This is a genomic window from Bradyrhizobium sp. 155 (genome assembly GCF_023101105.1).
Lineage (GTDB): Bacteria > Pseudomonadota > Alphaproteobacteria > Rhizobiales > Xanthobacteraceae > Bradyrhizobium > Bradyrhizobium canariense_D.
Genome location: NZ_CP064704.1, coordinates 6,852,430 through 6,878,105, shown reverse-complemented (window position 1 = coordinate 6,878,105; position 25,676 = coordinate 6,852,430). Strand labels below are relative to the sequence as shown.

The window sequence follows — 25,676 nt, the reverse complement described above, 5'->3', positions numbered from 1 at the left end:
CGACCCGGAATGTGTTGCCGGCGTTCAGCTTCTAAGGGACGCATCCCATGATCCTCCCCGACGGCTATTCCGACATTCCCGCCAGCAAGATCGCTGCCGTCGTCACGCATCTCGAGATGACAGCGCGTCCGCCGCTGCGTGACAATCCTCTTGGCGCATGGACCCTGCGCAAGGTCGATACTCCCGCGCTTCATTGGTATCGCGACCTCCATCGCCGCGTCGGCGAGGAGTGGCTGTGGTTTTCGCGGGCGCGCATGAACGACGGCGAGCTCGCCGCAATCATCCATGCACCGGGCGTCGAGGTATATGCGCTTGTCGTGGACGGCCACGATGAGGGCCTGCTGGAGCTGGACTTTCGCGAGGCCGGCCAATGCGAGCTGGTGTATTTCGGTGTCACCGCAAAACTGATCGGCAGCGGTGCCGCCCGCTTTATGATGAACCGCGCGCTTGAGCTCGCATGGTCACGCGACCTGTCCCGCGTCTGGGTGCACACCTGCACGTTCGACCATCCGTCCGCCGTCGCATTCTACCAGCGCTCGGGCTTCCGTCCGTTCCGCCGCCAGATCGAGATCGCCGACGACCCGCGGCTCGATGGCACGGCGCCGCGGTCCGCGGCAAAGCATGTGCCGATCATCGAATAGGTAGCAGCTGCCTCTCCGCCGTCATTGCGAGGAGCCCTTGCGACGAAGCAATCCAGTCTGGTTCCGTGGGAGATACTGGTTGCTTCGCTGCGCTCGCAATGACGGAGTGTGGCGCTGTCGTCGCGTTTCATTGGGGCTACGCGTGGCGGGATCACCGGATCACGCCAACACTCGGTTCCGGAAGATCATAGGGAGCGAGACGCCGTAATCGCTCGGTCAATGGCTGCACGGGCGGAGCATACAGCTCTCCGTAGCTGGAGAGCAGTGGGAGGCTAGGCTCCCAACGATGGATGACGAACACCACGCGATACTGTTTCGCCGCGGGCAGTCTTTGCTTGTAGTCGGTCTCGATCACCGTCTCGCCATCCGCGGTCAGGAACGTTTCGTTCCACGCCATCTCTGCGTGGCCTTCCGGGTTGGACGGATCGATTTGGGTAAAATCATGAGGATTGAACCGCGCGTCCGGATTCGCCACGAGCACCTCGAGAATTACAGCGTCATCCATGTAACCTCGTAGATTGTCTTCCAATTTCCGCCGGTCCTCACCAGTCAGAGGCACTATTTCATCGCCCCTGCCGGCTTTCCGCAGCAGAGCGTTCACCTCTTCGCTGAAATTGGGGGGATCGTGTGAGTCGATCAATTCCCGGATGAAACGGGCATAGGCAGCATTATCAGCGCTGAAGGAGTAGGCGCCTAGGAGAGTGAGTGAGGGAGGCTGGTCAGCAGTCAAATCGCTCTGCTCCGTGCGGCGATGAGTCCGCGATACCCGATCATGCGAAGCTCGCTAGCTGTTGAAATTCACCGCCGTGGTGTTTGCACCGCAAAGCAGCACCGCGACCCGCTCGCCGGGTGAGGGGCGATAGCGACCGGAGAGCAAGGCGGCAAATGCGGCGGCGCCGCCGGGCTCGGCCACCAGGCGCAGGCTCGACCACAAGGCCGACTGCGCCTCATCGCGTCGTCGGCGACCAGGACGACCCGCTCGACATGGGCCCGCGCAATCGGAAACATCAATTGTCCGACACGTCGCGGGGCGAGACTATCGGCGGCGATGCCGCCCGCCGGCGCATCGATCGGCGCGCCTGCCGCGAAGGCGGCGTGAAGCGTCGGCGATTGCTCGGGCTCGACCGCCACGATGCGCGTCCTGCCGGCGCTCCAGGCTGCCATGCCACCGATCAGGCCGCCGCCGCCGACTGCAACCAGCACCGTGTCAATGCCCGGTGCATCCTGCTCCAGCTCCATTCCGACACTGCCCTGACCGAGCAAGGTCTCGACCTGGTCGTAGGCATGCACCGCCATGGCGCCGGTCTGCGCGACATGGGTTTCGCTTGCGGCGAGCGCGTCGGCATAGCGGCTGCCCGCAATCACGAGTTTCGCGCCATAGCCTCTGATACGCTCGGCTTTGGCCGGCGAGGTGATGTCGGGCACGAAAATCGTGGCCGGGATGCCGAGCCGCTGCGCCGCATACGCCACCGCCGCGCCGTGATTGCCGCCCGATGCGGCGACGACACCGGCTTCCGGCAGCCGGCGCAACAGCAGATTGGCGAAGGCACCCCGCGCCTTGAACGATCCGGAATGCTGCAGCATCTCGAGCTTGAACGTGACGGGAGAAGCCGGCAGGCCAAAATCGGCGAGATCGGCCTCAACGAGCGGCGTGCGCCGTATGTGCGGACGGATGACGGCCTCGGTCGCCGCGATCCGCTCCCGATTGATGTCCATTGTTGCTGTCATGATGCCGTCCTTGATAACGCATCCGGCAGCCGCTGTCGCGGCGCCGTTGCATGCAGCGCAATGCTCCACTTCCATGATTTTGCTTGCGCCACTGCGGCCTTGCCGTGGAAACTGATCGGCCCTGCCTCGTCCAAAAGCCAGAGAAGAGCGCAAAACCATGTTCCTGATCGGCCAATATGATTCCCCCTTCGTCCGCCGCGTCGCGATTGCGCTGCGGCTTTACGGCCTCGCCTTCGAGCACAGGCCGTGGTCGACCTTCGGCGACGCCGACAAGATCGCGCCCTATAATCCGCTGCGCCGCGTGCCGACGCTGGTGCTCGACAACGGCGAGGCGCTGATCGAGAGCACGTTCATCCTCGATTATCTCGACGAGCTCGCCGGGCCGGAGAAGGCGATGCTGCCGCGCTCCGGCGCCGAGCGCCGGCATCACTTGCGCATCTGCGCGCTCGCGTCCGGCCTCGGCGACAAGGCCGTGAGCCTGCTCTACGAACGCGTGCTGCGGAAGGAGCAGCTTACGCTATGGGTCGAGCGCTGCCAGGCGCAGATCGCGGACGTGCTGAAAGCGCTGGAGGCCGAGCGCGCCAAGGTGACCACGCCGTACTGGCTGGGCGAGCGCATCGGCCACGCCGATATTGTGGTCGCCTGCGTCGTCCGCTTCACCCGCGAGGCCCATCCGCAGTTGTTCGAGCCATCGCGCTATCCGGCGCTGTCGGCGCATGCCGACGCGTGCGAGGCGCTGGCGCCGTTCAAGGAGATTGTGCAGCCCCTGGCACCGCCGAAGGGGTGATCGCCGCTATGCGAACCCGACCTTGATCAGGATCGTCAGGAAGAGGCCGCCGACAACCGCGCAGACCGCGGCACCGATCAGCGGCCCCAGCGCGCCTCCCCGGCTTGCAGGCTCCAGCACGGCTTGTCCGGGCTGGTCCGGATCGTAATAGACCTGGACGCTCTTCCCAGGCCGATATTTCGCCGCGGCCTCTTCGGCGACCTCGCGCAGGCCGGAGATCATGGTGCCGTTCCAATCGACTTCGGTGCCGATGAAGTCGCGCTTGCCGACCCTGTAGGCGTAGCGCAGGTCGATCTGATAGCGGTGGACGAGCTTTGAAGTCGTCGGTCGATTGTCGTGCTCGGTCTTCTCTTCGATGATTTCCTCGATCACGTCGCAATGGGTGACCCTGCCCGACGCGGTCGGCCAGCGCAGGCTGGCGCTCGCCAGCCGGCGCGTCCGGACATAATCGGCGGCGAGGAACACCCCGCCCACGAGCACGATGATCGGCACCGCGAACGCGAACAGCGGGACGCCCTTGTCGGCGTAGAGCACGTGGCCCGCGAACGAATGCGCGGTCAGGGTGGCGGCGATGACGCCGAACACCATTGTGAACGCCACCAGGGCCGCGACGTTCTGCGCGGCGGCAGGCTCCAGCAGCGCCTCTGTCGGTTGCTTCGGATCGACATGGACCTCGACATGGGCGCCGACCGGATAGCGTCCGGTCAGTTTTGCGGCCAGGACCCTCGTCGTGATGACGGTGCCGCCGACAAAGATCTTGTCGCCTTCCAGCTCCTGGCCGCCGGCCTGATATCGATAGCGGATGATGGGCTTGGCGTCGTTCCGATCGTCCGAGGAATGCGCCGTCGGCTGGTCGACCCGGGAGACCGTGATGATGCCCTCCACCTTGTCCCAGCTCCGCGCCGCCACCATCCGGCCCCGCATGCGGATCAGATTGAACAGCGTCAATCCAAACAGCAGCACGGCGATGCCGGCGGCAATCTGTGTCCACATCAATTGTTGGGCGTTCAGCATCCGATTCCCCTGCGCTTCGGCGACGACCGCCATTGGTCGCGGCAAACGCGCTTTGCGTTCGATGCTGTGCGTTGCCCCAGCACATGCCAGGCATTGCTTCACCAATGTCGTCCTGGCGAAAGCCACGACCCATTGCCCCAGCGGGTCATTTGGCGAAGATTGGTCGTTCGGTATTGCCTGCGATGGCCACCAATGGATCACCCGGTATGGATGGCTTTCGCCAGGACGACAGCGAACGTGTGGCACGCGCCGTGATGGCGACTGGCGAGGGAGTATCAAACGGGCACGGTCGGCGATGATGGAATGTTACAGGTGTTTTGCCCGACGCCGCAAGCAATTTCGGTAATATCGAAAAATTATTCGGTGACACCGCAAAAATTATCGAGCTTTTTCAACCCCATGCCTACTGTGCATGGGGTTGATTTCTCGTTTTCTGTTTGGAGGGCGCCTAACCCGCGCCCGCGCGCTTCTTCTGCCAGACCAGGTGCACCGCGCAGGTGCAGCCCGGCGGATGCGACGCAAGCTCCTTCGACGTCTCGTCGTTCGCCGGCGTTGCCGTGAACGCCGCCTTGTCGCTCCCACCCTCTCGCGTCGGGATGTAGTTCAGAATCGGCGCGAGCCAGCGCTCGGTCTCGGCGACGCTCATGCCCTTGCGCGCAGCATAATCCTCGACCTGATCGCGCTCGATCTTGCCGACTCCGAAATAATAGCTCTCTGGATTGGCGAGATAGAGCCCCGACACGGAGGAGCCCGGCCACATCGCATAGCTCTCGGTCAGCTTCACGCCGGCGGTGTTCTCGGCATCGAGCAGCTCGAACAGCGTGGCCTTCTCGGTGTGATCGGGTTGCGCGGGATAGCCGGGGGCGGGACGGATGCCCTGATACTTTTCGAGGATCAACTCGTCGGGGGAGAGCGTCTCGTCCGGCGCATAGGCCCAGAATTCGCGGCGGACGCGGGCATGCATGCGCTCGGCGAACGCTTCGGCCAGGCGGTCGGCCAGCGCCTTGCACAGGATCGAGGAATAGTCGTCATTGGCCATCTTGAAACGGTCAGCGACCACATCCTCGCCGATGCCGGCGGTGACGACGAAGCCGCCGACATAGTCGGGCACGCCGGTTGTGGCGGGCGCGACGAAGTCGGACAGCGCGGCGTTGAAACGGCCCTCGCGCTTCTCGAGCTGCTGGCGCAGCGTGTGCAGCGTCGCGATCGTCCTGGTCCGGCTCTCGTCGGCATAGAGCACGATGTCGTCGCCCTGCGCATTGGCCGGCCAGAAGCCGACGGTGGCGCGCGCGCGGAACCATTTCTCCTTGACGATCAGGTCGAGCATCTTGCGCGCGTCGCCGTAGAGCGAGCGCGCAACTTCGCCGACCTTGGCGTCGTCGAGGATGGCGGGGAAGCGTCCGGCGAGCTCCCAGGTCTGGAAGAACGGGGTCCAGTCGATATAGGGCACCAGCTCGGCGAGATCGTAGTCGTCAAAGCTTCGGGTGCCGAGGAAGGTCGGCTTCACCGGCTTGTTCGCGGTGAAGTCGACCGGCACGCGGTTGGCGCGGGCGGTCGCCAGCTTCAGCCGCTTCTTGTCGGCCTGGGCGCGCATATGGGCGTCCGAGATCTTTGCGTATTCGGCGCGCACCTCCGCGGCATAGGCCTCGCGCCTCTCGGGCGACAGCAGCGCCGACGCAACACCGACGGCGCGGCTGGCGTCGTTGACATGCACCACGGGGCCTGCGCGATAGCTCGGGTCGATCTTCACCGCCGTATGCACGCGGCTCGTGGTGGCGCCGCCGATCAAGAGCGGCAGCTTGAGGCCTTCGCGCTGCAATTCTGCGGCGAAGAACGCCATCTCGTCGAGCGAGGGTGTGATCAGGCCGGACAGCCCGACGATGTCGGCCTTCTCCGCCTTCACCGTATCGACGATCTTGGCCGCGGGCACCATCACGCCGAGGTCGATGACCTCGTAATTGTTGCACTGGAGCACGATGCCAACGATGTTCTTGCCGATGTCGTGGACGTCGCCCTTGACGGTCGCGAGCACGATCTTGCCGGCGGACGAGGAGCCTTCCGTGCCGATGCCGTTGGCGAGATTGCGCGCCTTCTCCTCCTCCATGAACGGCATCAGCCAGGCGACAGCCTGCTTCATCACGCGGGCCGACTTCACCACCTGCGGCAGGAACATCTTGCCGTCGCCGAAGAGATCGCCGACCACGTTCATGCCGGCCATCAGCGGTCCCTCGATCACGTCGAGTGGCCGCGTCGAGGCCTTGCGGGCCTCTTCGGTATCCTGCTCGATGAATTCGGTGATGCCGTGCACCAGCGAATGTGACAGCCGCTTCGCCACCGGCCATTCGCGCCAGGCGAGATCGGCTTCCTTGGTCTGAGTCTTGTTGCCGCGGAATCTTTCCGCAAGCGCCAGCAGACGCTCGGACGCACCGGGGTCGCGGTTGAGGATGACGTCCTCGCACACCTGGCGCAATTCGGGATCGATATCGTCATAGACGATCATCTGCCCGGCATTGACGATGCCCATGTCCATGCCGGCCTTGATGGCGTGATACAGGAACACCGAGTGCATGGCCTCGCGCACCGGCTCGTTGCCGCGGAACGAGAACGACAAATTGGACACACCACCAGAAATGTGCGCGCCCGGCAGATTCTTGCGGATCCAGCGCGTCGCCTCGATGAAGTCGACGCCGTAATTGTTGTGCTCCTCGATGCCGGTTGCGATCGCGAAAATATTGGGATCGAAGATGATGTCTTCCGGCGGGAAGCCGACGCGGTTCACCAGGATGTCGTAGGCGCGCTTGCAGATCTCGGTCTTGCGGGCGAACGTGTCGGCCTGGCCGACCTCGTCGAACGCCATCACCACGACGGCCGCGCCGTGACGGCGGGCGATCTTGGCCTCGTGAATGAATTTGTCCTCGCCTTCCTTCATCGAGATCGAGTTGACGACCGGCTTGCCCTGCACGCATTTCAGGCCGGCCTCGATCACGGAGAATTTCGAGCTGTCGACCATTACGGGGACGCGGGCAATGTCGGGCTCGGCGGCGACAAGGTTGAGGAAGGTCACCATCGCGGCTTCCGAGTCCAGAAGACCCTCGTCCATGTTGACGTCGATGATCTGCGCGCCGTTCTCGACCTGGTCGCGCGCGACCTGCAGCGCGGCGGTGTAGTCGCCGGCGGTGACCAGCTTGCGGAAGCGGGCGGAGCCGGTGACGTTGGTGCGCTCGCCGACGTTCACGAAGGGAATGGCGTCGGTCAGGATGAACGGCTCGAGGCCGGAGAGCCGCAAGCGAGGTTCGATCTCCGGCACGATGCGCGGCTTGTGCGGCGCGACCGCAGCCGCAATCGCCGCGATATGGTCCGGCGTGGTGCCGCAGCAACCGCCGACGATGTTGACGAGGCCATCGCGCGCGAACTCGCCGACCAGGCGGGCCATGTATTCCGGGGTCTCGTCATACTGGCCGAACTCGTTGGGCAGGCCGGCATTGGGATAGGCGCAAACAAGCGTGTCGGCGACGCGGCCGATATCGGCGATATGCGCGCGCAGATCTTCCGCGCCGAGCGCGCAGTTGAAGCCGATGGTGACGGGCTTGGCGTGCTGGACCGAATGCCAGAACGCTTCCGGCAACTGGCCGGACAGCAGGCGGCCGGACTTGTCGGTGATGGTGCCCGACACCATCACGGGCATGTCGATGCCACGTTCTTCCGTGATCTCGGCGATCGCGTACAGCGCCGCCTTGGCGTTCAGCGTGTCGAAGATGGTCTCGACCAGCAGCAGATCGACGCCGCCGTCGAGCATGCCGTTGATCTGCTCGCCATAGGATTTGCGCAGGTCGTCGAACGTGACGGCGCGGTAGCCGGGATTGGACACGTCGGGCGAGATCGAGGCGGTGCGGTTGGTCGGTCCGATGGCGCCGGCGACGAAGCGCGGCTTGCCGTCCTCGGCCTCGACGCGGCGTGCGGCGTTGCCGGCGAGGCGGGCGCCTTCTCGCGCCATCTCGTAGACGATGTCGGCGAGATCGTAATCGGCTTGGGCAATCGAGGTCGTGGAGAAGGTGTTGGTCGCGACGATGTCGGCGCCGGCGCGCAAGTAAGCGGCGTGGATGTCCTCGATCGCCTGCGGTTGGGTCAGGATCAAGAGGTCGTTGTTGCCGCGCAAATCGCGATGGAAGTTCTTGAATCGCTCGCCGCGGAAGGCGGCCTCGTCGAACTGGAGATTCTGGATCATCGTGCCCATGGCGCCGTCGAGCACGAGAATGCGCTCGCGCGCGGCGTTGAGCAGGGCGGTTCGCTTGGGAGAGGTGGATACGGTCATGGTGTCTTAAGCCGCCTTCTGCGCGCTCTTGGCGCGGATGCCGAGCAAATGGCTGATCGCGAACACGAGATCGGCGCGGTTCATGGTGTAGAAATGGAAGGTGTCGACGCCGTGCTTGGCCAGCTTCTGCACCTGGCCGGCCGCGACGGTCGCCGCCACCAGCTTGCGGGTCTCGGCGTCTTCGTCGAGCCCCTCGAATTTCGCGGCGAACCAGTCCGGCACGGAGGTGCCGGCGCGGGTGACGAAATTGCGAGCCTGCTTGAAATTATGCATGGGCATGATGCCCGGCACGATCGGGATGTTGATCCCGCGCGCGCGCACGCGGTCGAGATAGCGGAAATAGAGGTCGTTATCGAAGAACACCTGCGTGATCGCGCGGGTCGCACCTGCATCGACCTTGGCCTGCAGCGTGTCGATGTCATCGTCGAAGTCGCGCGCCTCGGGATGCTTCTCAGGGTACGCCGAGACCGACACCTCGATATCGCCGTGCCGCTTCTTGATGCCGGCGACGAGGTCGGCGGAGCTCTGGTAGCCATCGGGATGGCTAGAATAGGCCGTGCCAATGCCGCTCGGGGGATCGCCGCGCAGGCCGACGATGTGGCGGACGCCGACCTCGTGATAGCGGTCGACGATCTCGTCGATCTCCCCGCGGGAGGCGCCGACGCAGGTCAGATGCGCGGCCGGCAGCAGCGCGGTTTCTTTCAGGATGCGCGAGATGGTCGCGTGGGTCCGCTCACGGGTCGAGCCGCCGGCGCCATAGGTCACCGAGACGAATTTCGGGTCGAGCGGGGCCAGCCGGTTGATGGTGTCCCAGAGATTGCGCTCCATATCTTCGGTCTTGGGCGGAAAGAACTCGAAGGAAATCGCAGGCCGCTTCAGGTACCCGTCTTGCCCGCCGGTGTGGGCAGGCATTGTCGCGTCAGTCATGGGCACCACTCACTCTCCAAGGGCGCGCCGGGTCGTTGGCGGCCGGCGGTCAGGTCTAGATTGCGAAAGGCCAAGATAAGCCAAAGCGGCCGCATCCGACAGCCCATCGGTAATGGGAAGTGGCCCACTTTGGCGGTGTTGGCATAAAATATTCGGTGATCTAGAATCGAAGTGGGAAGCTCGGTTTGGTATAAAAAGATAAATATACCAGCCAAGTAGGGAGAACTTGCGGATTAACTGGCGCAATATATTGAGTGGGCAGTATGAAAGTCATGTTGCCAGATTGATCATTGTCCCAACGCCGCGGCGCGGGTCCGGAGCGCGCGGGCCCTGGCCTGCACGTCAGATCTGCGCGCCCTCCCATTGCCGCCGCGCTGCCCTCCACTACGTTAGCGCGCCATGATCCCGCTCTCAGTCCTCGACCTCTCCGTCGTCACCACCGGCACAAAGCCCGCCGCGGCGCTGCGCAACAGCATCGACCTGGCGCGCCATGTCGATGGGCTCGGCTATGTCCGCTATTGGCTCGCCGAGCATCACAACCTCGCCTCCGTCGCGAGCCCGGCGCCCGACGTGATGATCGGGCAGATCGCGGCGGTGACCAAGCACATCCGCGTCGGCTCCGGTGGCGTGATGCTGCCCAATCACGCGCCGCTGGTCGTGGCCGAGCGCTTCAAGATGCTGGAGGCGCTGTTTCCGGGCCGCATCGATCTCGGCCTCGGCCGCGCCCCTGGCACCGACGGCGCCACGGCCTATGCGCTGCGCAGCCGGCTCGACCGTCGCGAAGGCGACGATTTCCTCGAGCGGCTGCACGAATTGATCCTGTGGCAGACCCGGGAATTCCCCTCGGGCCATCCCTATCACAACGTCGTTGCGATGCCCGACGATACGCCGTTGCCGCCGATCTGGCTGCTCGGCTCCAGCGATTATTCGTCGGAGCTCGCCGCGCAAATCGGCATGGGGTTCGCATTCGCCCATCATTTTGCGTCCCACGATGCGATCGATGCGATGGTGCATTATCGCAATCGTTTTCAGCCCTCGGCCTGGAGTGCGAGCCCGCGCGCGATCCTCGCGGTCGCCGTCATTGCGGCCGACACGGATGACGAAGCCGAAAAGCTCGCCGCGTCTTTCGACCTCAACCGCCTGCGCCGGGACCGCGGCCAGTATCTTCCGTTGCCGAGCGTCGAAGAGGCGCTGGCCTATCCCTATACCGACTCGGAGCGCGCCTCGATGCGGCGCAACCGTTCCCGTCTGTTCGTCGGCAGCCGGGCAACCGTGCAGAAGACGCTGCAGCCGTTGATCGATGCGAGCAAGCCGGACGAGTTGATGGTGATTACCGCCGTGTACGATCACGAGGCACGAAAGAAATCATATTCGCTGCTGGCGGAGGCGTTCGGGCTTAAGGCGGTCGGATAAGGCTCTGGTGCTCCGGCTCGCGCTTCGCGCGTCCGGGACACGAATCTATTCCATCGTCGCGCGGAACGGGTGCCCCGGATACACGCCAACGATGCGGAATTCGCGTGAGAAGAATTTCAGCTCCTCGATCGCGAAAGCGAGGCCCTTGTCCGCGGGGTGGCCGTCGACGTCGGCATAAAACTGCGTGGCGAAGAAATTGCCGTCGACCATATAGCTCTCGAGCTTGGTCATGTTGACGCCGTTGGTGGCAAAGCCACCGAGCGCCTTGTAGAGCGCGGCGGGCAAATTGCGCACCCGGAACACAAAAGTCGTGACCAACGGACCGGAGCCCTGTGCGGCCCATTTCGGTTCGCGCGCGAGCACCACGAAGCGCGTGGTGTTGTGGGCCTCGTCCTCGATGTCCTCCGCGAGGATGTCGAGGCCGTAGATCTGCGCGGCGAGGCGCGAGGCGATCGCGGCGACGGACTTGTCGTTACGCTCGGAAATGTCGCGGGCGCTGCCGGCGGTGTCGGCGTGCACGATTGGCTTGATGCCAAGCTTGCGAATGATGCGCCGGCATTGGCCGAGCGCGTGCACGTGGCTCTCGACGCTCTTGATGTCCTCGAGCCTGGTCCCCTTCACCGCCATCAGCTGATGCCGGACCGGCAGAAACCATTCGCCGATGATGAAGAGGCCGGAGGCCGGCAGCAAATGATGGATGTCGGCGACGCGGCCTGCGACCGAATTCTCGATCGGAATCATGCCGAGATCGGCTTCGCCCGACGAGATCGCCGACAAGGCGTCCTCGAAGGTGGCGCAGGGCATCGGCTCGGCGTCGGGATAGGCCTCGACGATGGCGATGTGCGAATTGGCCCCAGGCTCGCCCTGGAATGCGATTTTCAGCTTGCTCATGCTCGGCCTTGTAACAGCGGCTCAGGATTTGGAAAGGATGCTGCGGGCGGTTTCCAGGTCCGCCGGCGTGTCGACCCCGCGGGGCACGGTATCGACAATGGTGAAGTCGATGCGCATTCCGGCCTCGAGCGCCCGGAGCTGCTCGAGCTTCTCCTGCAATTCCAGCGGCGACGGCGGAAGCCGGACGTAGCGCTCCAGCGCGGCACGGCGATAGGCATAGAGACCGATATGGTGGTAGCGCGGTCCGTCGCCGGTCGGCGCGGTTGCGCGGGTGAAATAAAGTGCGCGCATGCGTCTGCCGCCGAGCGAGGTTCCGATCGCCTTCACGACGCTCGGCGCGAGGTCCTCCTCCTCGGTGTGGATCTGCGACGCCAGCGTTGCGATATCCACGGCGGGGTCTTGCAGCGGCGGCAACACCTCGCGGATGTTGTCGATCGTGATGGTCGGGAAATCGCCCTGCAGATTGACCACGATCTCGGCTTTGCCGTCCGGATCGAGCTTCTGCATGGCCTCGTGGATGCGGTCGGAGCCGGACGGATGCTCCGGGCGGGTCATCACGGCCTCGCCACCATGGGCGGTCACGACGGATGCGATCTCCGCGGTGTCGGTTGCGACCGCGACCCGGCCTATCCCGGCCGCTTCGGCACGGCGCATCACGTGCACGATCATCGGCTGCCCCGCGATATCGGCTAGCGGCTTGCCGGGCAGGCGGGTGGCGGCCATGCGGGCCGGAATCAGCACCAGGATGCGGGGATCGATCATCGGTTCAAGGGCCTGGAAACGGGGCGTTTTCCGCGCCGGGAAATGGGGTGGGGACGGGGGTGAAGCCCGCTCGCTTATACGGGTTGCCAGACCCCGGGCAAACCGATATCTCAATGGCAAAACTCGGGGAAACAGTAAGGAACGTTGATTCTCCGAGGCTCGTCCTGGCGGCCGCACTGGGCCGCTCGATCCTTCTTGCGGTGTGGGGCCTGGCCGGAAATGGACTCTTTCGAACTGAACAAGATTCTCGGTGCCGTGCTCGGCACCTGTCTCCTTCTGCTGGTGACGAGCTTCACCGCCAGTGCGCTGTTCTCGCCCAAGATGCCGGAGAAGCCGGGCTTCGAGATCGCCGTGAAGGAAGACGCCGGCCACGGCAAGGAAGGCGGCGCTGCCGCCGCGGCTGCCGAGCCGATCGAAAAGCTGCTCCAGACCGCCTCGGTCGAGAAGGGCGCCGCCGCTGCCAAGAAGTGCGGCGCTTGCCACACCTTCGAGAAGGGCGGCCCGAACCGTGTCGGTCCGAACCTCTATGGCGTCGTCGGCGACCATGTTGGCGAGGGCCGCGGCGGCTTCAACTTCTCGGCCGCGATGAAGGCCAAGGGCGGCACCTGGGACTTCGATGCGCTCAACAAGTTCATCGCCAATCCCAAGGCAGCTGTCCCGGGCACCGCGATGGGCTTTGCTGGCATCCCGAAGGATAGCGAGCGTGCCGACGTGATCGCTTACCTGAACAGTCTCTCCGACAGCCCGAAGCCGCTGCCGACCGCGGCGAAGTAAGGCCTATCGACTTCGATCTTAGTACGCGGCCAGGCTGAAAAGCCTGGCCGTTTGCTTATCCGGGCCTCGCGGCGTTGTTATCGGGGCGTTTGGCCGCAGCGATCGGCCAGCTGGCCCTCCAAGATGAGGAAAAAGCAACATATTCCGTCGAAACCTCGCCTATATTGGGAACTTAAAGGAGTAGCCTCCTTCAAGACAGGAATGTTGATTTGGCCCTTACCCGACGCGATCTCCTGCTCACCGGCACTGCTGCCGCAACGCTCCCCGCCCTTGGTTCCGTAGGGGGCCTTTCCGGCGTCGGCGTGGCACACGCGCAATCCGCCAACGAGCCCACCTGGCGGCACGCGCTGTCGCTGTTCGGACAGATCAAATACCCGGCGGATTTCAAGCGCTTCGACTACGTCAATCCGGAAGCGCCCAAGGGCGGCGTCGCGCGCCAGATCGCCGTCGGCACATTCGACAATTTCAACATCGTCGTCTCCGGTGTGAAGGGGCAAGTCGCCGGTGCCGTGGCGTTCATCTACGAATCCCTCACGACGGCCTCGCTTGACGAAGTCTCGACCGAGTACGGCGCGCTGGCCGAGGCCGTCAGCCATCCGGATGATTTCTCCTTCGTGACTTACCGCTTGCGGCCGCAAGCCAAATGGCACGACGGCAAGCCGGTAACCGCGGATGACGTGATCTTCTCGCTCGATTCCTTCAAGAAGCACCACCCGCAGTACTCGGCCTATTACAGCCATGTGACGAAAGCCGAGAAGGTCGGCGAGCGCGAGGTAAAATTCGTGTTCGACGCGCCGGGCAACCGCGAACTGCCGCAGATCGTCGGGCAGCTCACGGTCCTGCCGAAGCATTGGTGGGAGGGCACGGATGCGCAGGGCCGCAAGCGCGATGTCTCCGCCACCACGCTTGAAGTGCCTCTAGGTTCCGGCCCCTATCGGGTCAAGGAATTCGTTGCCGGGCGGTCGATCGCGCTGGAGCGCGTCAAGGATTATTGGGGGCGCGACCTCGCCGCCAATGTGGGCCGCAATAATTTCGACGAGCTGCGCTATGAGTATTTCCGCGACGCCACCGTGGCGATTGAGGCATTCAAGGCCGATCAGGTCGATTGGCGCACCGAGAACAGCGCGAAGAACTGGGCGACAGCCTACGATTTCCCGGCCGTCACCGAAAAACGCGTGATCCTCGAGGAGTTCGCCAATCGCAGCTCGGGCGTCATGCAGGCCTTCGTGCCGAACCTGCGCCGCGCCAAGTTTAAGGATCCGCGCGTGCGACGCGCGCTCAATTACGCGTTCGACTTTGAGGAGATGAACAAGCAGATCTTCTACGGCCAGTACAAGCGCATCAGCAGTTATTTCGACGGCATCGATGAGCTGATGGCGACCGGGTTGCCGCAGGGCAAGGAGCTCGAGATCCTCGAGACAGTCCGCGCCGAGGTCCCGCCCGAAGTCTTCACCACGGCCTACACCAACCCGGTCGGCGGCAGTCCGGAAGCCGTTCGCGACAATCTGCGCGAGGCGCTGCGCCTGTTCAAGGAAGCTGGCTACGAGGTGCGCGAGCGCAAGCTGATCGACGTCAAGACGGGCGCCCAGTTCTCCCTTGAATTGCTGAACTCGGATCCAAGCTTCGAGCGGATCACGCTGTTCTACAAGCCGTCGCTGGAACGGCTCGGCATTGCTGTCAGCGTGCGGACGGTGGATCCCACTCAGTACGAGAACAGGACGCGCGAGTGGGATTTCGACATCGTCACTAACTCCTGGGGCGAGTCGCAGTCGCCGGGTAACGAGCAGCGCGAATTCTGGTCCTCGAAGACGGCTGACATCGCCGGTTCACGCAACATCACCGGCATCAAGAATCCGGCGGTCGACAAGCTGATCGAGCGGGTGATCTACGCCAAGGGTCGCGACGATCTCGTCGCGGCAACCAAGGCACTCGACCGCGTGCTGCTGTGGAATCACTACGTCGTACCGCAGTGGACTTATACGAAGGTGCGCACCGCGCGCTGGGATCGGTTCGGCCGGCCGGCGGAATTACCCAAATACGGTCAGTCCGGCTTCCCGTTCATTTGGTGGTACGACGCGGACAAGGCGGCGCGGATCGCAAAGAAGTCGTGAAGGGCATTTCTCGCATGGCGCAGCTTTCACGCCGGCATGTGCTGGCCTTGGGTGCCGGTGGCGCGTTCAGCGCCGCCTGGCTCCGGGGCGCGACAGCGTCCGAGATGCCTGCAGAGGCCCACGGCATGTCGGCCTTCGGCGACCTCAAATATCCCGCCGACTTCCATCACTTCGACTACGTCAATGTCGACGCGCCGAAGGGCGGCACCTTCTCGCTTATCCCGTCGGTGCGCGCGTACAACCAGTCCTACCAGACCTTCAACTCGCTCAATGCCTTCATCCTCAAAGGCGATGGCGCGCAGGGCATGGACATGACTTTTGCGCCGCTGATGGTGCGAGCCAATGACGAACCGGACGGGATGTACGGGCTTGCCGCCAAGTCTGTAAATATATCGGCAGACAGGCTGGTCTATCGCTTCACCATGCGGCCAGAGGCGAAATTCCATGACGGCACCAAGCTTACCGCTCACGACGCGGCGTTTTCGCTGACGTCGCTGAAGGCCAAGGGGCATCCGCTGATCATCGTGCAGATGCGCGACATGGTCAGCGCGGAAGCCGTTGACGATGCGACGCTGGTCGTCACCTTTGCCAAGGGACGCGCGCGTGACGTGCCGCTCTATGTGGCGAGTCTGCCGATCTTCTCGAAAGCATATTATGCCTCTCGCGCTTTCGACGAAACATCGCTCGATATCCCGTTGGGCTCGGGCCCGTACAAGGTCGGCAAGTTCGAGGTCAACCGCTACATCGAATACGAACGCGTCAAGGATTGGTGGGCTGCCGACCTGCCCCCCTGTCGTGGCAGCTACAATTTCGACGTCGTGCGCTACGAATTCTACCGCGACCGCGATGTCGCTTTTGAAGGTTTCACCGGCAAGAACTATCTCTACCGCGAAGAGTTCACCGCTCGTATCTGGGCGACCCGCTATGACTTCCCCGCGGTCAAGGAGGGTCGCGTCAAGATGGAGGTCGTGCCCGACGACACGCCGTCCGGCGCGCAAGGATGGTTCATCAACACGCGGCGCGAAAAATTCAGGGATCCTCGCGTGCGTGAGGCACTGATCGACGCCTTCGACTTCGAGTGGACCAACAAGACCATCATGTACGGTGCTTATGCCCGCACGGTATCGCCATTTCAGAACTCGGACCTCATGGCGAGCGATGGGCCTCCGCCGCCGGAAGAGCTGAAGCTGCTGGAGCCGTTTCGCGGCCAGGTTCCGGACGAGGTGTTCGCCGCACCGTTCACGCCGCCCGTCTCCGACGGCTCCGGGCAGGATCGCAGCCTGTTGCGCAGGGCGCAGCGATTGCTGAGCGAGGCCGGCCTGCCGATCAAGGACGGCAAGAGGATGCTGCCGAACGGCGAGATCTTCAGGATCGAATTTCTGTTGGACGAGCCTTCGTTCCAGCCGCACCATGGGCCCTACATCAAGAATCTCGCGACGCTTGGCATCGAAGCGAGCGTGCGCCTCGTCGACGCCGTGCAATACAAGGTACGCCAGGAAGATTTCGACTTCGATATGACGACCCAGCGCTTCAGCATGTCGGCAACGCCGGGCGACGCCATGCGCTCGTTCTTCTCGTCGCAGGTCGCGGCAACGAAGGGCTCGTACAATCTTGCGGGCGTCGCCAATCCGGCCATCGATGCCATGATCGAGAAGATCATGGCGGCCGACAGCCGCGAGGAATTGACCGTCGCCTGCCGCGCCTTCGATCGCCTGTTCCGCGCCGGCCGTTATTGGGTGCCGCACTGGTTCAACAAGACGCACCGGCTTGCTTATTGGGACCAATTCGGTCATCCGCAGAAGCCGCCGCGTTATGCCAACGGCGTCGGCGCTCCCGACATCTGGTGGTACGATGGCGGCAAGGCCGCCAGGCTCGAGCAGGCGAAGCAGCCATGAGCGCCTACATCGCCCGCCGCATCCTGCTGATGATCCCGACCTTGCTCGGGATCCTCTTCGTCTCCTTCATCGTCGTGCAGTTCGCGCCGGGCGGCCCGGTCGAGCGCGTGATCGCGCAGCTCTCGGGCGCGGACACCGGCGGGACCTCGCGCATTTCGGGCGGCGGCGACTTTGCGCAGCGCGCCCCGGGGCAGTTGGGAGCCGGCGGCGACGCCATCAACTCGAAGTATCGCGGCGCGCAAGGCCTCGATCCCGATTTCATCAAGAAGCTGGAAGTGCAGTTCGGCTTCGACAAGCCGGCGCCGGAGCGCTTCGCGCTGATGGTCTGGAATTTCGCCCGCTTCGATTTCGGCAAGAGCTATTTTCGCGACGTCAGCGTCCTGCAGCTCGTCAAGGAGAAGTTGCCGGTCTCGATCTCGCTCGGCATCTGGCTGACGCTGCTGACCTACCTGATCTCGATTCCGCTCGGCATCCGCAAGGCGGTCAGGGACGGGACGCGCTTCGACACCTGGACGTCGAGCGTGCTCGTACTTGGCTACGCGATTCCCGGCTTTCTATTCGCGATCCTCCTGATCATCCTGTTTGCCGGCGGTTCGTTCTTCAACTGGTTCCCGCTGCGCGGACTGACGTCAGACGGCTGGTCGCAGTTTCCGTGGTATTGGAAGATCATCGATTACTTCTGGCATTTGACGCTGCCGCTGATCGCCATGGGGCTCGGTGCGTTCACCACCATGACGTTCCTGACCAAGAACTCGTTTCTGGACGAGATCCGCAAGCAATACGTGATGACCGCGCGCGCGAAGGGCTGCAGCGAGAATCGGGTGCTTTACGGTCACGTTTTCCGCAACGCGATGCTGATCGTCATCGCCGGCTTTCCCTCGACCTTCATTCACGCCTTCTTCTCGGGCTCGCTTCTGATCGAGACCATCTTCTCGCTGGACGGACTGGGACTGCTCAGTTTCGAGAGCGTTCTCAATCGCGACTACCCCGTGGTGTTCGGCACGCTCTTCATCTTTTCGCTCGTCGGCCTCGTGATCAACCTGATCTCTGACCTGACCTATATGTGGATCGATCCACGAATCGATTTCGAGGCGCGGGAGGTCTGATGACGCTGGCCGCCCCCACCACGCCGATCGAAACCACTGCGAAGTCGCCGCTCGGCAGTGCCGTGCCGATCACTCGCAAACCGTTCGTGCCGTCGCCGCTCAACAGGCGCCGCTGGCAGAATTTCAAGGCGAACCGGCGCGGCTATTGGTCGTTCTGGATCTTCCTGATCCTATTTGTGGTGTCGCTGTTCGCCGAGCTGATCGCCAATGATCGGCCGTTCCTGATCAAATATGACGGCCACCTTTATTGGCCGTCCGTCGTCACCTATTCGGAAACCACTTTCGGCGGCGACTTCGAAACCGCGGCCGACTATCGCGATCCCTATTTGCAGAAGCTGATCAGGGACAAGGGCGGCAGCATCGTCTGGCCGCTGATCCGCTATTCCTACGACACCCACAATCTCGATCTGCCGACGCCGGCGCCGTCGCGGCCGACCTGGATGTTGACGGAAGCGCAGTGCAAGCCCGTCGTCGAGAAGAAAGGCCTCAAGAGCTGCCGCGATCTCGAATACAACTGGCTCGGCACCGACGATCAGGGCCGCGACGTGGTGGCGCGGCTGATCTACGGCTTCCGCATCTCAGTGCTGTTCGGCCTCTGCCTGACCATCGTCTCCTCCATCGTCGGCATCGCGGCCGGCGCGGTGCAGGGCTATTTCGGCGGCTGGATCGACCTGTTGTTCCAGCGTTTCATCGAGATATGGACTGCGATCCCTTCGCTCTATCTGCTGCTGATCTTGTCGTCGGTGCTGGTGCCCGGCTTCTTCGTGCTTCTCGGCATCCTGTTGTTATTTTCCTGGGTGTCGCTGGTCGGACTCGTGCGCGCGGAATTCCTGCGCGGGCGCAATTTCGAGTATATCCAGGCGGCGCGGGCGCTCGGCGTGTCGAACAAGGTCATCATGTTCCGGCATCTGTTGCCGAACGCGATGGTCGCGACCATGACGTTCCTGCCGTTCATCGTGTCGAGTTCGGTGATGACGCTGACGGCGCTCGATTTCCTGGGGTTCGGACTGCCGCCCGGCTCGCCGTCGCTCGGCGAGTTGCTGTCGCAGGGCAAGTCCAACGTGCAGGCGCCGTGGCTCGGTTTTTCCGGCTTCTTCTCGGTCGCGATCATGCTGTCGCTTTTGATCTTCATCGGCGAGGCCGTGCGCGACGCATTCGATCCGCGCAAGACGTTCAGGTAAGCCAATGGACGCGATCAACCAGCCTTTGCTCAGCGTGCGCGACCTCTCGGTGGCCTTCCACCAGGGGGGCGCCACCACGCTCGCGGTCGACAAGGTCTCGTTCCAGATCAAGCGCGGCGAGTGCCTGGCGCTGGTCGGCGAGTCCGGCTCCGGCAAGTCGGTCAGCGCGCTCTCGATTCTCAAGCTCTTGCCCTATCCAAATGCCTCGCATCCCTCGGGCAGCATCCACTTCAAGGGCCAGGAACTGATCGACCGGTCGGAGCAGGAGATGCGGGAGATTCGCGGCAGCGACATCTCGATCATCTTCCAGGAGCCGATGACCTCGCTCAACCCGCTGCATACGATCGAGGCGCAGATCGGCGAGATCATTCAGCTGCACAATCCGACCAGCAATGCCGAGGCGCGCAGGCGGACGCTGGAATTGCTCACGCAGGTCGGCATTCCCGAGCCTGAAACGCGGCTGAAGAGCTATCCGCACCAGCTCTCCGGCGGCCAGCGCCAGCGCGTGATGATCGCGATGGCGCTCGCCAACGAGCCGGACCTCCTGATCGCGGACGAGCCGACCACGGCGCTCGACGTTACCGTGCAGGCGCAGATCCTGACGCTGCTCGCAGAGATCCGCGGCCGGCTCGGCATGAGCCTGCTCTTCATCACCCACGATCTCGGCATCGTGCGCCGCATCGCCGACCAGGTCTGCGTCATGAAGGGGGGCGAGATCGTCGAGCAGGGGCCGGTCGAGCACGTCTTCAAGACCCCGAAGCATCCCTATACGCGCGACCTGCTCGCCGCGGAGCCGAAGCCAGATCCGGCGCCGCCGCAGCCGGATGCCCCGGTGGTGATGTCCGCCGACGACCTAAAGGTCTGGTTCCCGATCAAGCGGGGGCTGATGCGTAAGACGGTCGGCCACATCAAGGCGGTCGACGGCGTCAGCATCGCCGTGCGCAAGGGCGAGACGCTCGGCGTTGTCGGCGAGTCCGGCTCGGGCAAGACCACGCTGGGGCTCGCATTGCTGCGGCTGATCTCCTCGAACGGACGCATTGTGTTCCTGGGAAAAGATATCCAGGGCCTGCGCTTCAAGGAGATGCGGCCGTTCCGGCGCGACATGCAGATCGTGTTCCAGGATCCGTTCGGCTCGCTCAGCCCGCGCATGTCGGTCGCCGACATCGTCGCCGAAGGCCTCACCGTGCATCAGCCGCAGCTCTCGCGAGGCGAGCGGGAGGAGCGCGTCGTCAAGGCGCTCGAGGACGTCGGACTGAAACCGGATACTCGCCACCGTTATCCGCATGAATTCTCCGGCGGCCAGCGCCAGCGCATCAGCATCGCGCGGGCGGTGGTGCTGGAGCCGGATTTCGTCGTCCTGGACGAGCCGACCAGTGCGCTCGACATGCTGATTCAGGCGCAGATGGTCGATCTGCTGCGTGAATTGCAGCGCCGGCGCGATCTCACTTACATGTTCATCTCGCACGATCTGCGCGTCGTCGCCTCGCTCGCCAGCCATCTGATCGTGATGCGTGGCGGCAAGGTGGTCGAGGAAGGTCAGGCCGCCGAGCTCTTCAAGAACCCGAAGACGGATTACACGCGCGCGCTGTTTGCGGCGGCGTTCCGGCTGGAGACGGCGGAGAACGGGTCCGCGGCGACGTAGCCTCCGTCAGAGCCGCTTGATCGCGGCGACCTCGCTGCCGGCTTGCTTGATCCTTGCGATTGCCGGCTCGATCGGCTCGATCACCGTTGCCATGTGATGCGCATTGGCGTGAACCATGGTGCTGCCATCGCGGACGATGGCGACATGACCTTTCCAGAAAATGAGATCGCCGCGCAGCAAGCTGCTTTGCTCATGGGGCTCCAGCGCGCGGCCGAGGCCGGCCTGCTGCATGTCGCTGTCGCGCGGGCAGCCGATGCCCGCCGATGTCAGCGACATCTGGACCAGGCCGGAGCAATCGACGCCAAGGCTGCTCTTGCCACCCCAGAGATAGGGCGTGCCGACGAAACGCTCGGCGACTGCGACGAAATCCGGCTCGCAATGACCAAGCGGGGCGAGATGGGCCTTCGGCAGATAGTGTCCGTCGCGTGTCACGGCGAAGCTGCCGTCCTCGCGTGCAACCGCGATCTTCGATCCCATCACCAGCGTGTCTGCTGGCCGCAGCTTGATCGAGGGACCGGGGAAGGCAAAGGTTCGTAAAGCACTGACCATATGGGTCGGCGCGGCCGCGGGCTTCATGAGCGCTGCGTCCGGCAGCCAGCCGACATAGCCGTCACCTGAAAGTTGACCCCATGCCCAGCCTTCGCCGTTGCGGTCGTAAACCGTGACGCCCTCGCCGCGCAACGCTTGTGTCATTAGCATCGCGTTCGACGACGGCTGCTCGCGCACGGGCGCGATCGCCGCGATGATCTCGAATTCCTCGCCCGTGACGAAACGATCCGCCTGCACCTTGCTTTCGAGGTATTTCGCGGCGATGTCGCCGCGCGACGGTGTCAGCCTTGGATCGTATCTTGGATCGTGACTTGGATCGTGGCTTAGATCGTGTTCTGGATCACGCATAGCGCTCGCTCAGCAATGTGTAGATCGCGCGCGCGGCCTGGCACTCGCCGCCCTCGGGGCGTGCGGGCTTCGCCGACGGCGTCCAGCCGTAGATGTCGACATGCAGCCAGCTCCTGGCATGCTCGACGAAGCGTTGCAGGAACAGCGCGCAAATGATCGAGCCGGCAAAGCCGCCTGATGGTGCGTTGGTGATAGTGGCGGTCTTGGAATCCAGCCACGCATCGTAAGGCGGCCACAGTGGCATGCGCCACAACGGATCGTTCTCCCTCGCCGCGCATCGTGCGACGTCAGCGGCAAGCGTCTCATCATTGGTGTAAAAGGGCGGTAAATCCGGCCCCAGCGCGACGCGTGCCGCTCCCGTCAACGTGCCGAGATCGATCAGCAGGTCCGGCTTTTCCTCGTCCGCAAGCGCCAGCGCGTCGGCGAGCACCAGCCGCCCCTCTGCGTCCGTATTGCCGATCTCGACCGTGATGCCCTTGCGCGAGGTGAAGATGTCGAGCGGGCGGAAGGCATTGCCCGCGACCGCGTTCTCCACGGCCGGAATCAGCACGCGCAGTCGCACCTTCAGCTTCGCATCCATCACCATGCGCGCCAGCGCCAGCACGTTGGCGGCGCCGCCCATGTCCTTCTTCATGATCAGCATGCCGCTCGGAGGCTTCAAGTCGAGCCCGCCGGTGTCAAAGCAGACGCCCTTGCCGACCAGCGTCACCTTGGGATGAGCCGGGTCGCCCCAGCCAATGTCGATCAGCCGCGGCGCGCGGCTAGATGCCATGCCGACGGCGTGGATCAGTGGAAAATTCGTCTTTAAGTCGTCACCGATGGTGCAGGCAAAGCTTGCGCCGAATTCGGCGGCGAGATCCTGCGCGGCTGCGGCCAGCTCCTCCGGCCCCATGTCGTTGGCCGGCGTGTTGATGAGGTCGCGCGCCAGCATTGCGGCGTCCGCCATGCGATTGATGTCGGTCGCGTCGACGCCGTCGGGGGGAACGAGGCTGACCTCGGGGCGATCGGCCTTGCGGTACCGGGCGAAGCGGTAGCTGCCGAGCGCGAAGGCGAGTGCGGCGAGCCGTGCATCCTGCGGTGCATTGGCGAAGCGATAGATGCCCGGCGGCAGGAGGCCGGGCAGGGCGCCCGGTCGGAACAGGTCGCGCGATTTTGCACCCTCGTCCTCGAGCCCGAACAGCACTTGCGCGATCGCGCCATCGGGCGCGGGCAGCGCGAGATAGCCGCCCGGCTTTGCGGTGAAGGCGCTCGCGGTGGCGAACTGGCGTTGCGCCGCCGGTAGCCCCTCGGCGACCTGATCCCAGCTCGACTTGGTGACGAAGGTGATCGGGATGGCGGTAGGCGACGTCTCGAAGACAGAAGGCATTGGCGGGTCCGGATCGTCAGATCGAGCGGGTCATACGAACGGACGAGATTTCGCAGAGTTTTGCCGCCGCCGCAATCAGCTTTGCTGCCACCGTTCGGCGGTCCGCTACTCGCAGCAAAGGGGCCATGCTAGGTTCCGGCAACGGCCGTCAGGTGTGCAGATCTCCGGCGGCCGACGACAAAGCCGGCCGGGAGGAAATGCAATGGAATTTGTGTGGAGCGTGGTCACCTTCATCGGGCAGGCGGTCGAGGCGATTTTTGGCTATGTCGAGCATCATCATTGGATATTCGCGTTCCTTGCCGGCGGTTACGTCTTCTATCTCCACGACCGCTCCGTTCACGCGCGGTTCGATGCATTGGACAAGCGCATTGATGAAATTCGCAAGAGGCTCGCTATCGAATATTGATCGGGTGAGCGAAACCATCATCGGGCGAGCCCCGTCTCATGCCGAGGACACGATCCACGCGAGCGGCCGCAGGGCTTTACTAGCGCTGCGGTTGTGGCATTATTGCCCAATATTTTAGATTGTGTCGTACGGTTCTGCACGGAGTGCAACAACAGGGGATGGGGTCAATTCTTACCCGGCTCATCATGGCCCGGGCTGATTGATACCGGACTGAACCTGATCGTCGAAGGCATTTCTCTCATCGTTTGCGCGGCGCGGCATTCGCAAATAAGCGACGCAAAATGGATAGATCGTTCGTCATCGTACAGATTTCCGACCTGCATCTGGACGGGTCTGGTCGACTGCTTGCGACCATCGAGACGCTCAATGCCGCAATTCGCGAGAGGATGGCGGACTTCGCGGATGTTCCCGATCGCATCCTGCTGATCACCGGCGATATCGTGGACGACCCGGCGCCGCCTGCGCTCGACGAAGCGATCGCCGTCATTGCGTCCTTCCGGCAGACCGGGCTGTTCACCGACATCCAGGCAATTGCCGGCAATCACGACGTCAAGCGACCGAGCCAGCGTGCAGGTCGCCACGATGTTTATGATTACCTGCATTTGCCGCGGACCTCGAAGAGCGTCTACTACCGTCAGGCCGGCCTCGATCTGGTGCTGCTGGATTCCAACCGCGCGAGCCTCACGACGCTCGTGAGCGGCAACGTCGACCAGAGCGCCTATAGCGCCATGGTTTCGGATTCCGCGCGGCTGAGCGTCAAGCTCGCGGGCAGCCTCGGGTCGGGCGGCCGCGCCGATTATGCCGAGCCGGTGGAAAACCTCGTGCGCGTGCTGGCGCTGCACCATCATCCACTGCCGCAGGCGACCGGAGAAGGAAAGCGGTTTCTCGGCGTGCCCGACGAGCCGCTGATGTATCTCGCCGCGCCCGCGACCTTCCTCGAAGCGGCGACATCGCTCAATGTCGATCTGGTCCTGCACGGACACCGGCATGTCGAAGGGCTGACGCGTTATTCGATTCCCGATCCGCGCGCCACGTCGAGCGAGAGCGCTGAAGCATTCTGGCGCACGATCTACGTCCTGTCCTGTCCGTCATCGACCGGGCAGGCCGGTGACGATGCCGGCTTCAACGTCATCCATTTCGGCCCGATGTCCGACCCGATGTCCCATGGCGGCCGCACAGAGTATCGCTTCGCGATCGCCCGCTACTCACGTCCGCGCAAGGATGGTGTCTTCAGGCCGCTCGATTCCAACCTGCCGCACGGCGTCGTCAGACTGCCGGCCGGACGGGATTTTTCCCGAGATCCGGCCGTCCAATCGGGCATCGAGATCGACGCATGCACCACGCTGAAACGGAATCAGGTCGCAGCATTCGCGCGCCGGCTCCTGCTGCGCCGCGCCTTCTATGCCGACGACGAGGTGGATTGGGCCAATTTGCTCCACGTCTATCTCGTGACCTCTCATGTCTGGGCCGATCTGGAAAGCAAGTTCTCGAGATCCGCACGCAAGCATGATGTCGAGGCCGCGGTGACGTCACTACTGCGCCGACTGATCGAGCAATCTGCAAATGTGCTCGGCATCGACGACGTTCAGCTCGACGAGCTCCGCGCGAGGCGTCTGGTCAATCGTGACGATCTTCGACGCGAATTGCCGAGGGTCGTGCGTCCGGGCATCGATGTCGCGATCGAGACGCGGCAACGACTGCAATTGCTGCGGGACCTGAACGAGCAGGCGAAGGCGCTCGGCCTCGATGCGGGTCTCGGCGGCGAGGTGCCGCCGCAGGCGCCGCAGTGACGGGCCCGGGCCGGGAGCATTAACCGGCCGTTA

Annotated in this window: 19 protein-coding genes and 1 pseudogene; 11 read left to right on the top strand and 9 right to left on the bottom strand. The window is 63.7% G+C overall.

Annotated elements, in window-relative coordinates; genetic code table 11:
* Positions 1 to 47: 47 nt before the first annotated feature.
* Entirely contained in the window at positions 48 to 641 is a 594-nt protein-coding gene (locus IVA93_RS32935) for a GNAT family N-acetyltransferase (protein WP_018454707.1), read from the top strand.
* Between the two features lie 151 nt (positions 642 to 792).
* Here IVA93_RS32935 and IVA93_RS32930 read toward each other — a convergent pair whose 3' ends face one another.
* Both IVA93_RS32930 and IVA93_RS32925 read right to left on the bottom strand, forming a co-directional pair.
* Positions 793 to 1,371 (bottom strand): hypothetical protein, encoded by a 579-nt coding sequence (locus IVA93_RS32930; protein ID WP_018454706.1) that lies wholly within the window; start codon positions 1,369 to 1,371, stop codon positions 793 to 795.
* Positions 1,372 to 1,425: 54 nt separating this feature from the next.
* Positions 1,426 to 2,369 (bottom strand): annotated as a pseudogene (locus tag IVA93_RS32925) (threonine ammonia-lyase).
* Between the two features lie 157 nt (positions 2,370 to 2,526).
* Between IVA93_RS32925 and IVA93_RS32920 the strand changes: the two are divergent.
* The gene (locus IVA93_RS32920) at positions 2,527 to 3,156 is read left to right on the top strand and encodes a glutathione S-transferase family protein (protein WP_018454705.1); all 630 of its coding nucleotides are present in this window, start codon (positions 2,527 to 2,529) and stop codon (positions 3,154 to 3,156) included.
* 6 nt (positions 3,157 to 3,162) lie between these two features.
* Here IVA93_RS32920 and IVA93_RS32915 read toward each other — a convergent pair whose 3' ends face one another.
* From IVA93_RS32915 to metF, 3 genes are all read right to left on the bottom strand, one after another.
* Positions 3,163 to 4,170 (bottom strand): DUF3592 domain-containing protein, encoded by a 1,008-nt coding sequence (locus IVA93_RS32915; protein ID WP_088930619.1) that lies wholly within the window; start codon positions 4,168 to 4,170, stop codon positions 3,163 to 3,165.
* A 448-nt stretch (positions 4,171 to 4,618) separates the two neighbouring features.
* Positions 4,619 to 8,482 carry a methionine synthase gene (gene metH / locus IVA93_RS32910; RefSeq protein ID WP_204513270.1) on the bottom strand — a complete coding sequence of 1,288 codons (3,864 nt, stop codon included), beginning with the start codon at positions 8,480 to 8,482 and terminating at the stop codon, positions 4,619 to 4,621.
* 6 nt (positions 8,483 to 8,488) lie between these two features.
* The gene (gene metF / locus IVA93_RS32905; RefSeq protein ID WP_026232798.1) at positions 8,489 to 9,409 is read right to left on the bottom strand and encodes a methylenetetrahydrofolate reductase [NAD(P)H]; all 921 of its coding nucleotides are present in this window, start codon (positions 9,407 to 9,409) and stop codon (positions 8,489 to 8,491) included.
* 399 nt (positions 9,410 to 9,808) lie between these two features.
* Here metF and IVA93_RS32900 point away from each other — a divergent pair, with 399 nt between their 5' ends.
* Positions 9,809 to 10,822: an LLM class flavin-dependent oxidoreductase gene (locus IVA93_RS32900; RefSeq protein ID WP_018454701.1), complete on the top strand. Its 1,014-nt coding sequence runs from the start codon at positions 9,809 to 9,811 to the stop codon at positions 10,820 to 10,822.
* Between the two features lie 45 nt (positions 10,823 to 10,867).
* Here the strand turns inward: IVA93_RS32900 and IVA93_RS32895 are convergent, their stop codons facing one another.
* Positions 10,868 to 11,713: a prephenate dehydratase gene (locus tag IVA93_RS32895; protein WP_018454700.1), complete on the bottom strand. Its 846-nt coding sequence runs from the start codon at positions 11,711 to 11,713 to the stop codon at positions 10,868 to 10,870.
* Between the two features lie 21 nt (positions 11,714 to 11,734).
* Positions 11,735 to 12,475, bottom strand: coding sequence for a 3-deoxy-manno-octulosonate cytidylyltransferase (locus tag IVA93_RS32890; RefSeq protein WP_018454699.1), 741 nt, complete (start codon positions 12,473 to 12,475; stop codon positions 11,735 to 11,737).
* Between the two features lie 219 nt (positions 12,476 to 12,694).
* Here IVA93_RS32890 and IVA93_RS32885 point away from each other — a divergent pair, with 219 nt between their 5' ends.
* The 6 genes from IVA93_RS32885 to IVA93_RS32860 all read left to right on the top strand — a co-directional run bounded on the left by IVA93_RS32885 (position 12,695) and on the right by IVA93_RS32860 (position 21,184).
* Positions 12,695 to 13,249, top strand: coding sequence for a c-type cytochrome (locus tag IVA93_RS32885; protein WP_018454698.1), 555 nt, complete (start codon positions 12,695 to 12,697; stop codon positions 13,247 to 13,249).
* Positions 13,250 to 13,458: 209 nt separating this feature from the next.
* Complete coding sequence (locus tag IVA93_RS32880; RefSeq protein ID WP_026232797.1) at positions 13,459 to 15,360, top strand: extracellular solute-binding protein; 1,902 nt, start codon at positions 13,459 to 13,461, stop codon at positions 15,358 to 15,360.
* 14 nt (positions 15,361 to 15,374) lie between these two features.
* On the top strand, positions 15,375 to 17,255 hold the full coding sequence (locus IVA93_RS32875; protein ID WP_018454696.1) for an extracellular solute-binding protein: 1,881 nt from the start codon (positions 15,375 to 15,377) through the stop codon (positions 17,253 to 17,255).
* Positions 17,252 to 18,361, top strand: a complete 1,110-nt coding sequence (locus IVA93_RS32870; RefSeq protein ID WP_018454695.1) for a microcin C ABC transporter permease YejB — start codon at positions 17,252 to 17,254, stop codon at positions 18,359 to 18,361. Before IVA93_RS32875 ends, IVA93_RS32870 begins: the two co-directional genes overlap by 4 nt.
* Positions 18,361 to 19,542 (top strand): ABC transporter permease, encoded by a 1,182-nt coding sequence (locus IVA93_RS32865; protein ID WP_018454694.1) that lies wholly within the window; start codon positions 18,361 to 18,363, stop codon positions 19,540 to 19,542. The genes IVA93_RS32870 and IVA93_RS32865 overlap by 1 nt, the downstream gene beginning before the upstream one ends.
* Before the next feature lie 4 nt (positions 19,543 to 19,546).
* On the top strand, positions 19,547 to 21,184 hold the full coding sequence (locus tag IVA93_RS32860) for an ABC transporter ATP-binding protein (protein WP_018454693.1): 1,638 nt from the start codon (positions 19,547 to 19,549) through the stop codon (positions 21,182 to 21,184).
* 6 nt (positions 21,185 to 21,190) lie between these two features.
* Here IVA93_RS32860 and IVA93_RS32855 read toward each other — a convergent pair whose 3' ends face one another.
* A complete protein-coding gene (locus IVA93_RS32855) occupies positions 21,191 to 22,081 on the bottom strand; it encodes a C40 family peptidase (RefSeq protein WP_018454692.1) in 891 nt (296 codons plus the stop codon).
* Positions 22,074 to 23,447, bottom strand: coding sequence for a leucyl aminopeptidase family protein (locus tag IVA93_RS32850; protein ID WP_085361623.1), 1,374 nt, complete (start codon positions 23,445 to 23,447; stop codon positions 22,074 to 22,076). Before IVA93_RS32850 ends, IVA93_RS32855 begins: the two co-directional genes overlap by 8 nt.
* 202 nt (positions 23,448 to 23,649) lie before the next feature.
* Here IVA93_RS32850 and IVA93_RS32845 point away from each other — a divergent pair, with 202 nt between their 5' ends.
* Positions 23,650 to 23,853, top strand: a complete 204-nt coding sequence (locus IVA93_RS32845) for a hypothetical protein (protein WP_018454690.1) — start codon at positions 23,650 to 23,652, stop codon at positions 23,851 to 23,853.
* A gap of 281 nt (positions 23,854 to 24,134) precedes the next feature.
* On the top strand, positions 24,135 to 25,643 hold the full coding sequence (locus tag IVA93_RS32840; RefSeq protein WP_085361622.1) for a metallophosphoesterase family protein: 1,509 nt from the start codon (positions 24,135 to 24,137) through the stop codon (positions 25,641 to 25,643).
* Positions 25,644 to 25,676 lie beyond the last annotated feature (33 nt).

Excerpts from the sequence above, each read along its gene's own strand:
- IVA93_RS32935 (WP_018454707.1), top strand. The coding sequence starts at position 48 with ATGATCCTCCCCGACGGCTATTCCGACATTCCCGCCAGCAAGATCGCT.
- IVA93_RS32920 (WP_018454705.1), top strand. The coding sequence starts at position 2,527 with ATGTTCCTGATCGGCCAATATGATTCCCCCTTCGTCCGCCGCGTCGCG.
- IVA93_RS32915 (WP_088930619.1), bottom strand. The coding sequence starts at position 4,170 with ATGCTGAACGCCCAACAATTGATGTGGACACAGATTGCCGCCGGCATC.
- metH (WP_204513270.1), bottom strand. The coding sequence starts at position 8,482 with ATGACCGTATCCACCTCTCCCAAGCGAACCGCCCTGCTCAACGCCGCG.
- metF (WP_026232798.1), bottom strand. The coding sequence starts at position 9,409 with ATGACTGACGCGACAATGCCTGCCCACACCGGCGGGCAAGACGGGTAC.
- IVA93_RS32900 (WP_018454701.1), top strand. The coding sequence starts at position 9,809 with ATGATCCCGCTCTCAGTCCTCGACCTCTCCGTCGTCACCACCGGCACA.
- IVA93_RS32895 (WP_018454700.1), bottom strand. The coding sequence starts at position 11,713 with ATGAGCAAGCTGAAAATCGCATTCCAGGGCGAGCCTGGGGCCAATTCG.
- IVA93_RS32890 (WP_018454699.1), bottom strand. The coding sequence starts at position 12,475 with ATGATCGATCCCCGCATCCTGGTGCTGATTCCGGCCCGCATGGCCGCC.
- IVA93_RS32885 (WP_018454698.1), top strand. The coding sequence starts at position 12,695 with ATGGACTCTTTCGAACTGAACAAGATTCTCGGTGCCGTGCTCGGCACC.
- IVA93_RS32875 (WP_018454696.1), top strand. The coding sequence starts at position 15,375 with ATGGCGCAGCTTTCACGCCGGCATGTGCTGGCCTTGGGTGCCGGTGGC.
- IVA93_RS32870 (WP_018454695.1), top strand. The coding sequence starts at position 17,252 with ATGAGCGCCTACATCGCCCGCCGCATCCTGCTGATGATCCCGACCTTG.
- IVA93_RS32865 (WP_018454694.1), top strand. The coding sequence starts at position 18,361 with ATGACGCTGGCCGCCCCCACCACGCCGATCGAAACCACTGCGAAGTCG.
- IVA93_RS32860 (WP_018454693.1), top strand. The coding sequence starts at position 19,547 with ATGGACGCGATCAACCAGCCTTTGCTCAGCGTGCGCGACCTCTCGGTG.
- IVA93_RS32855 (WP_018454692.1), bottom strand. The coding sequence starts at position 22,081 with ATGCGTGATCCAGAACACGATCTAAGCCACGATCCAAGTCACGATCCA.
- IVA93_RS32850 (WP_085361623.1), bottom strand. The coding sequence starts at position 23,447 with ATGCCTTCTGTCTTCGAGACGTCGCCTACCGCCATCCCGATCACCTTC.
- IVA93_RS32845 (WP_018454690.1), top strand. The coding sequence starts at position 23,650 with ATGGAATTTGTGTGGAGCGTGGTCACCTTCATCGGGCAGGCGGTCGAG.
- IVA93_RS32840 (WP_085361622.1), top strand. The coding sequence starts at position 24,135 with ATGGATAGATCGTTCGTCATCGTACAGATTTCCGACCTGCATCTGGAC.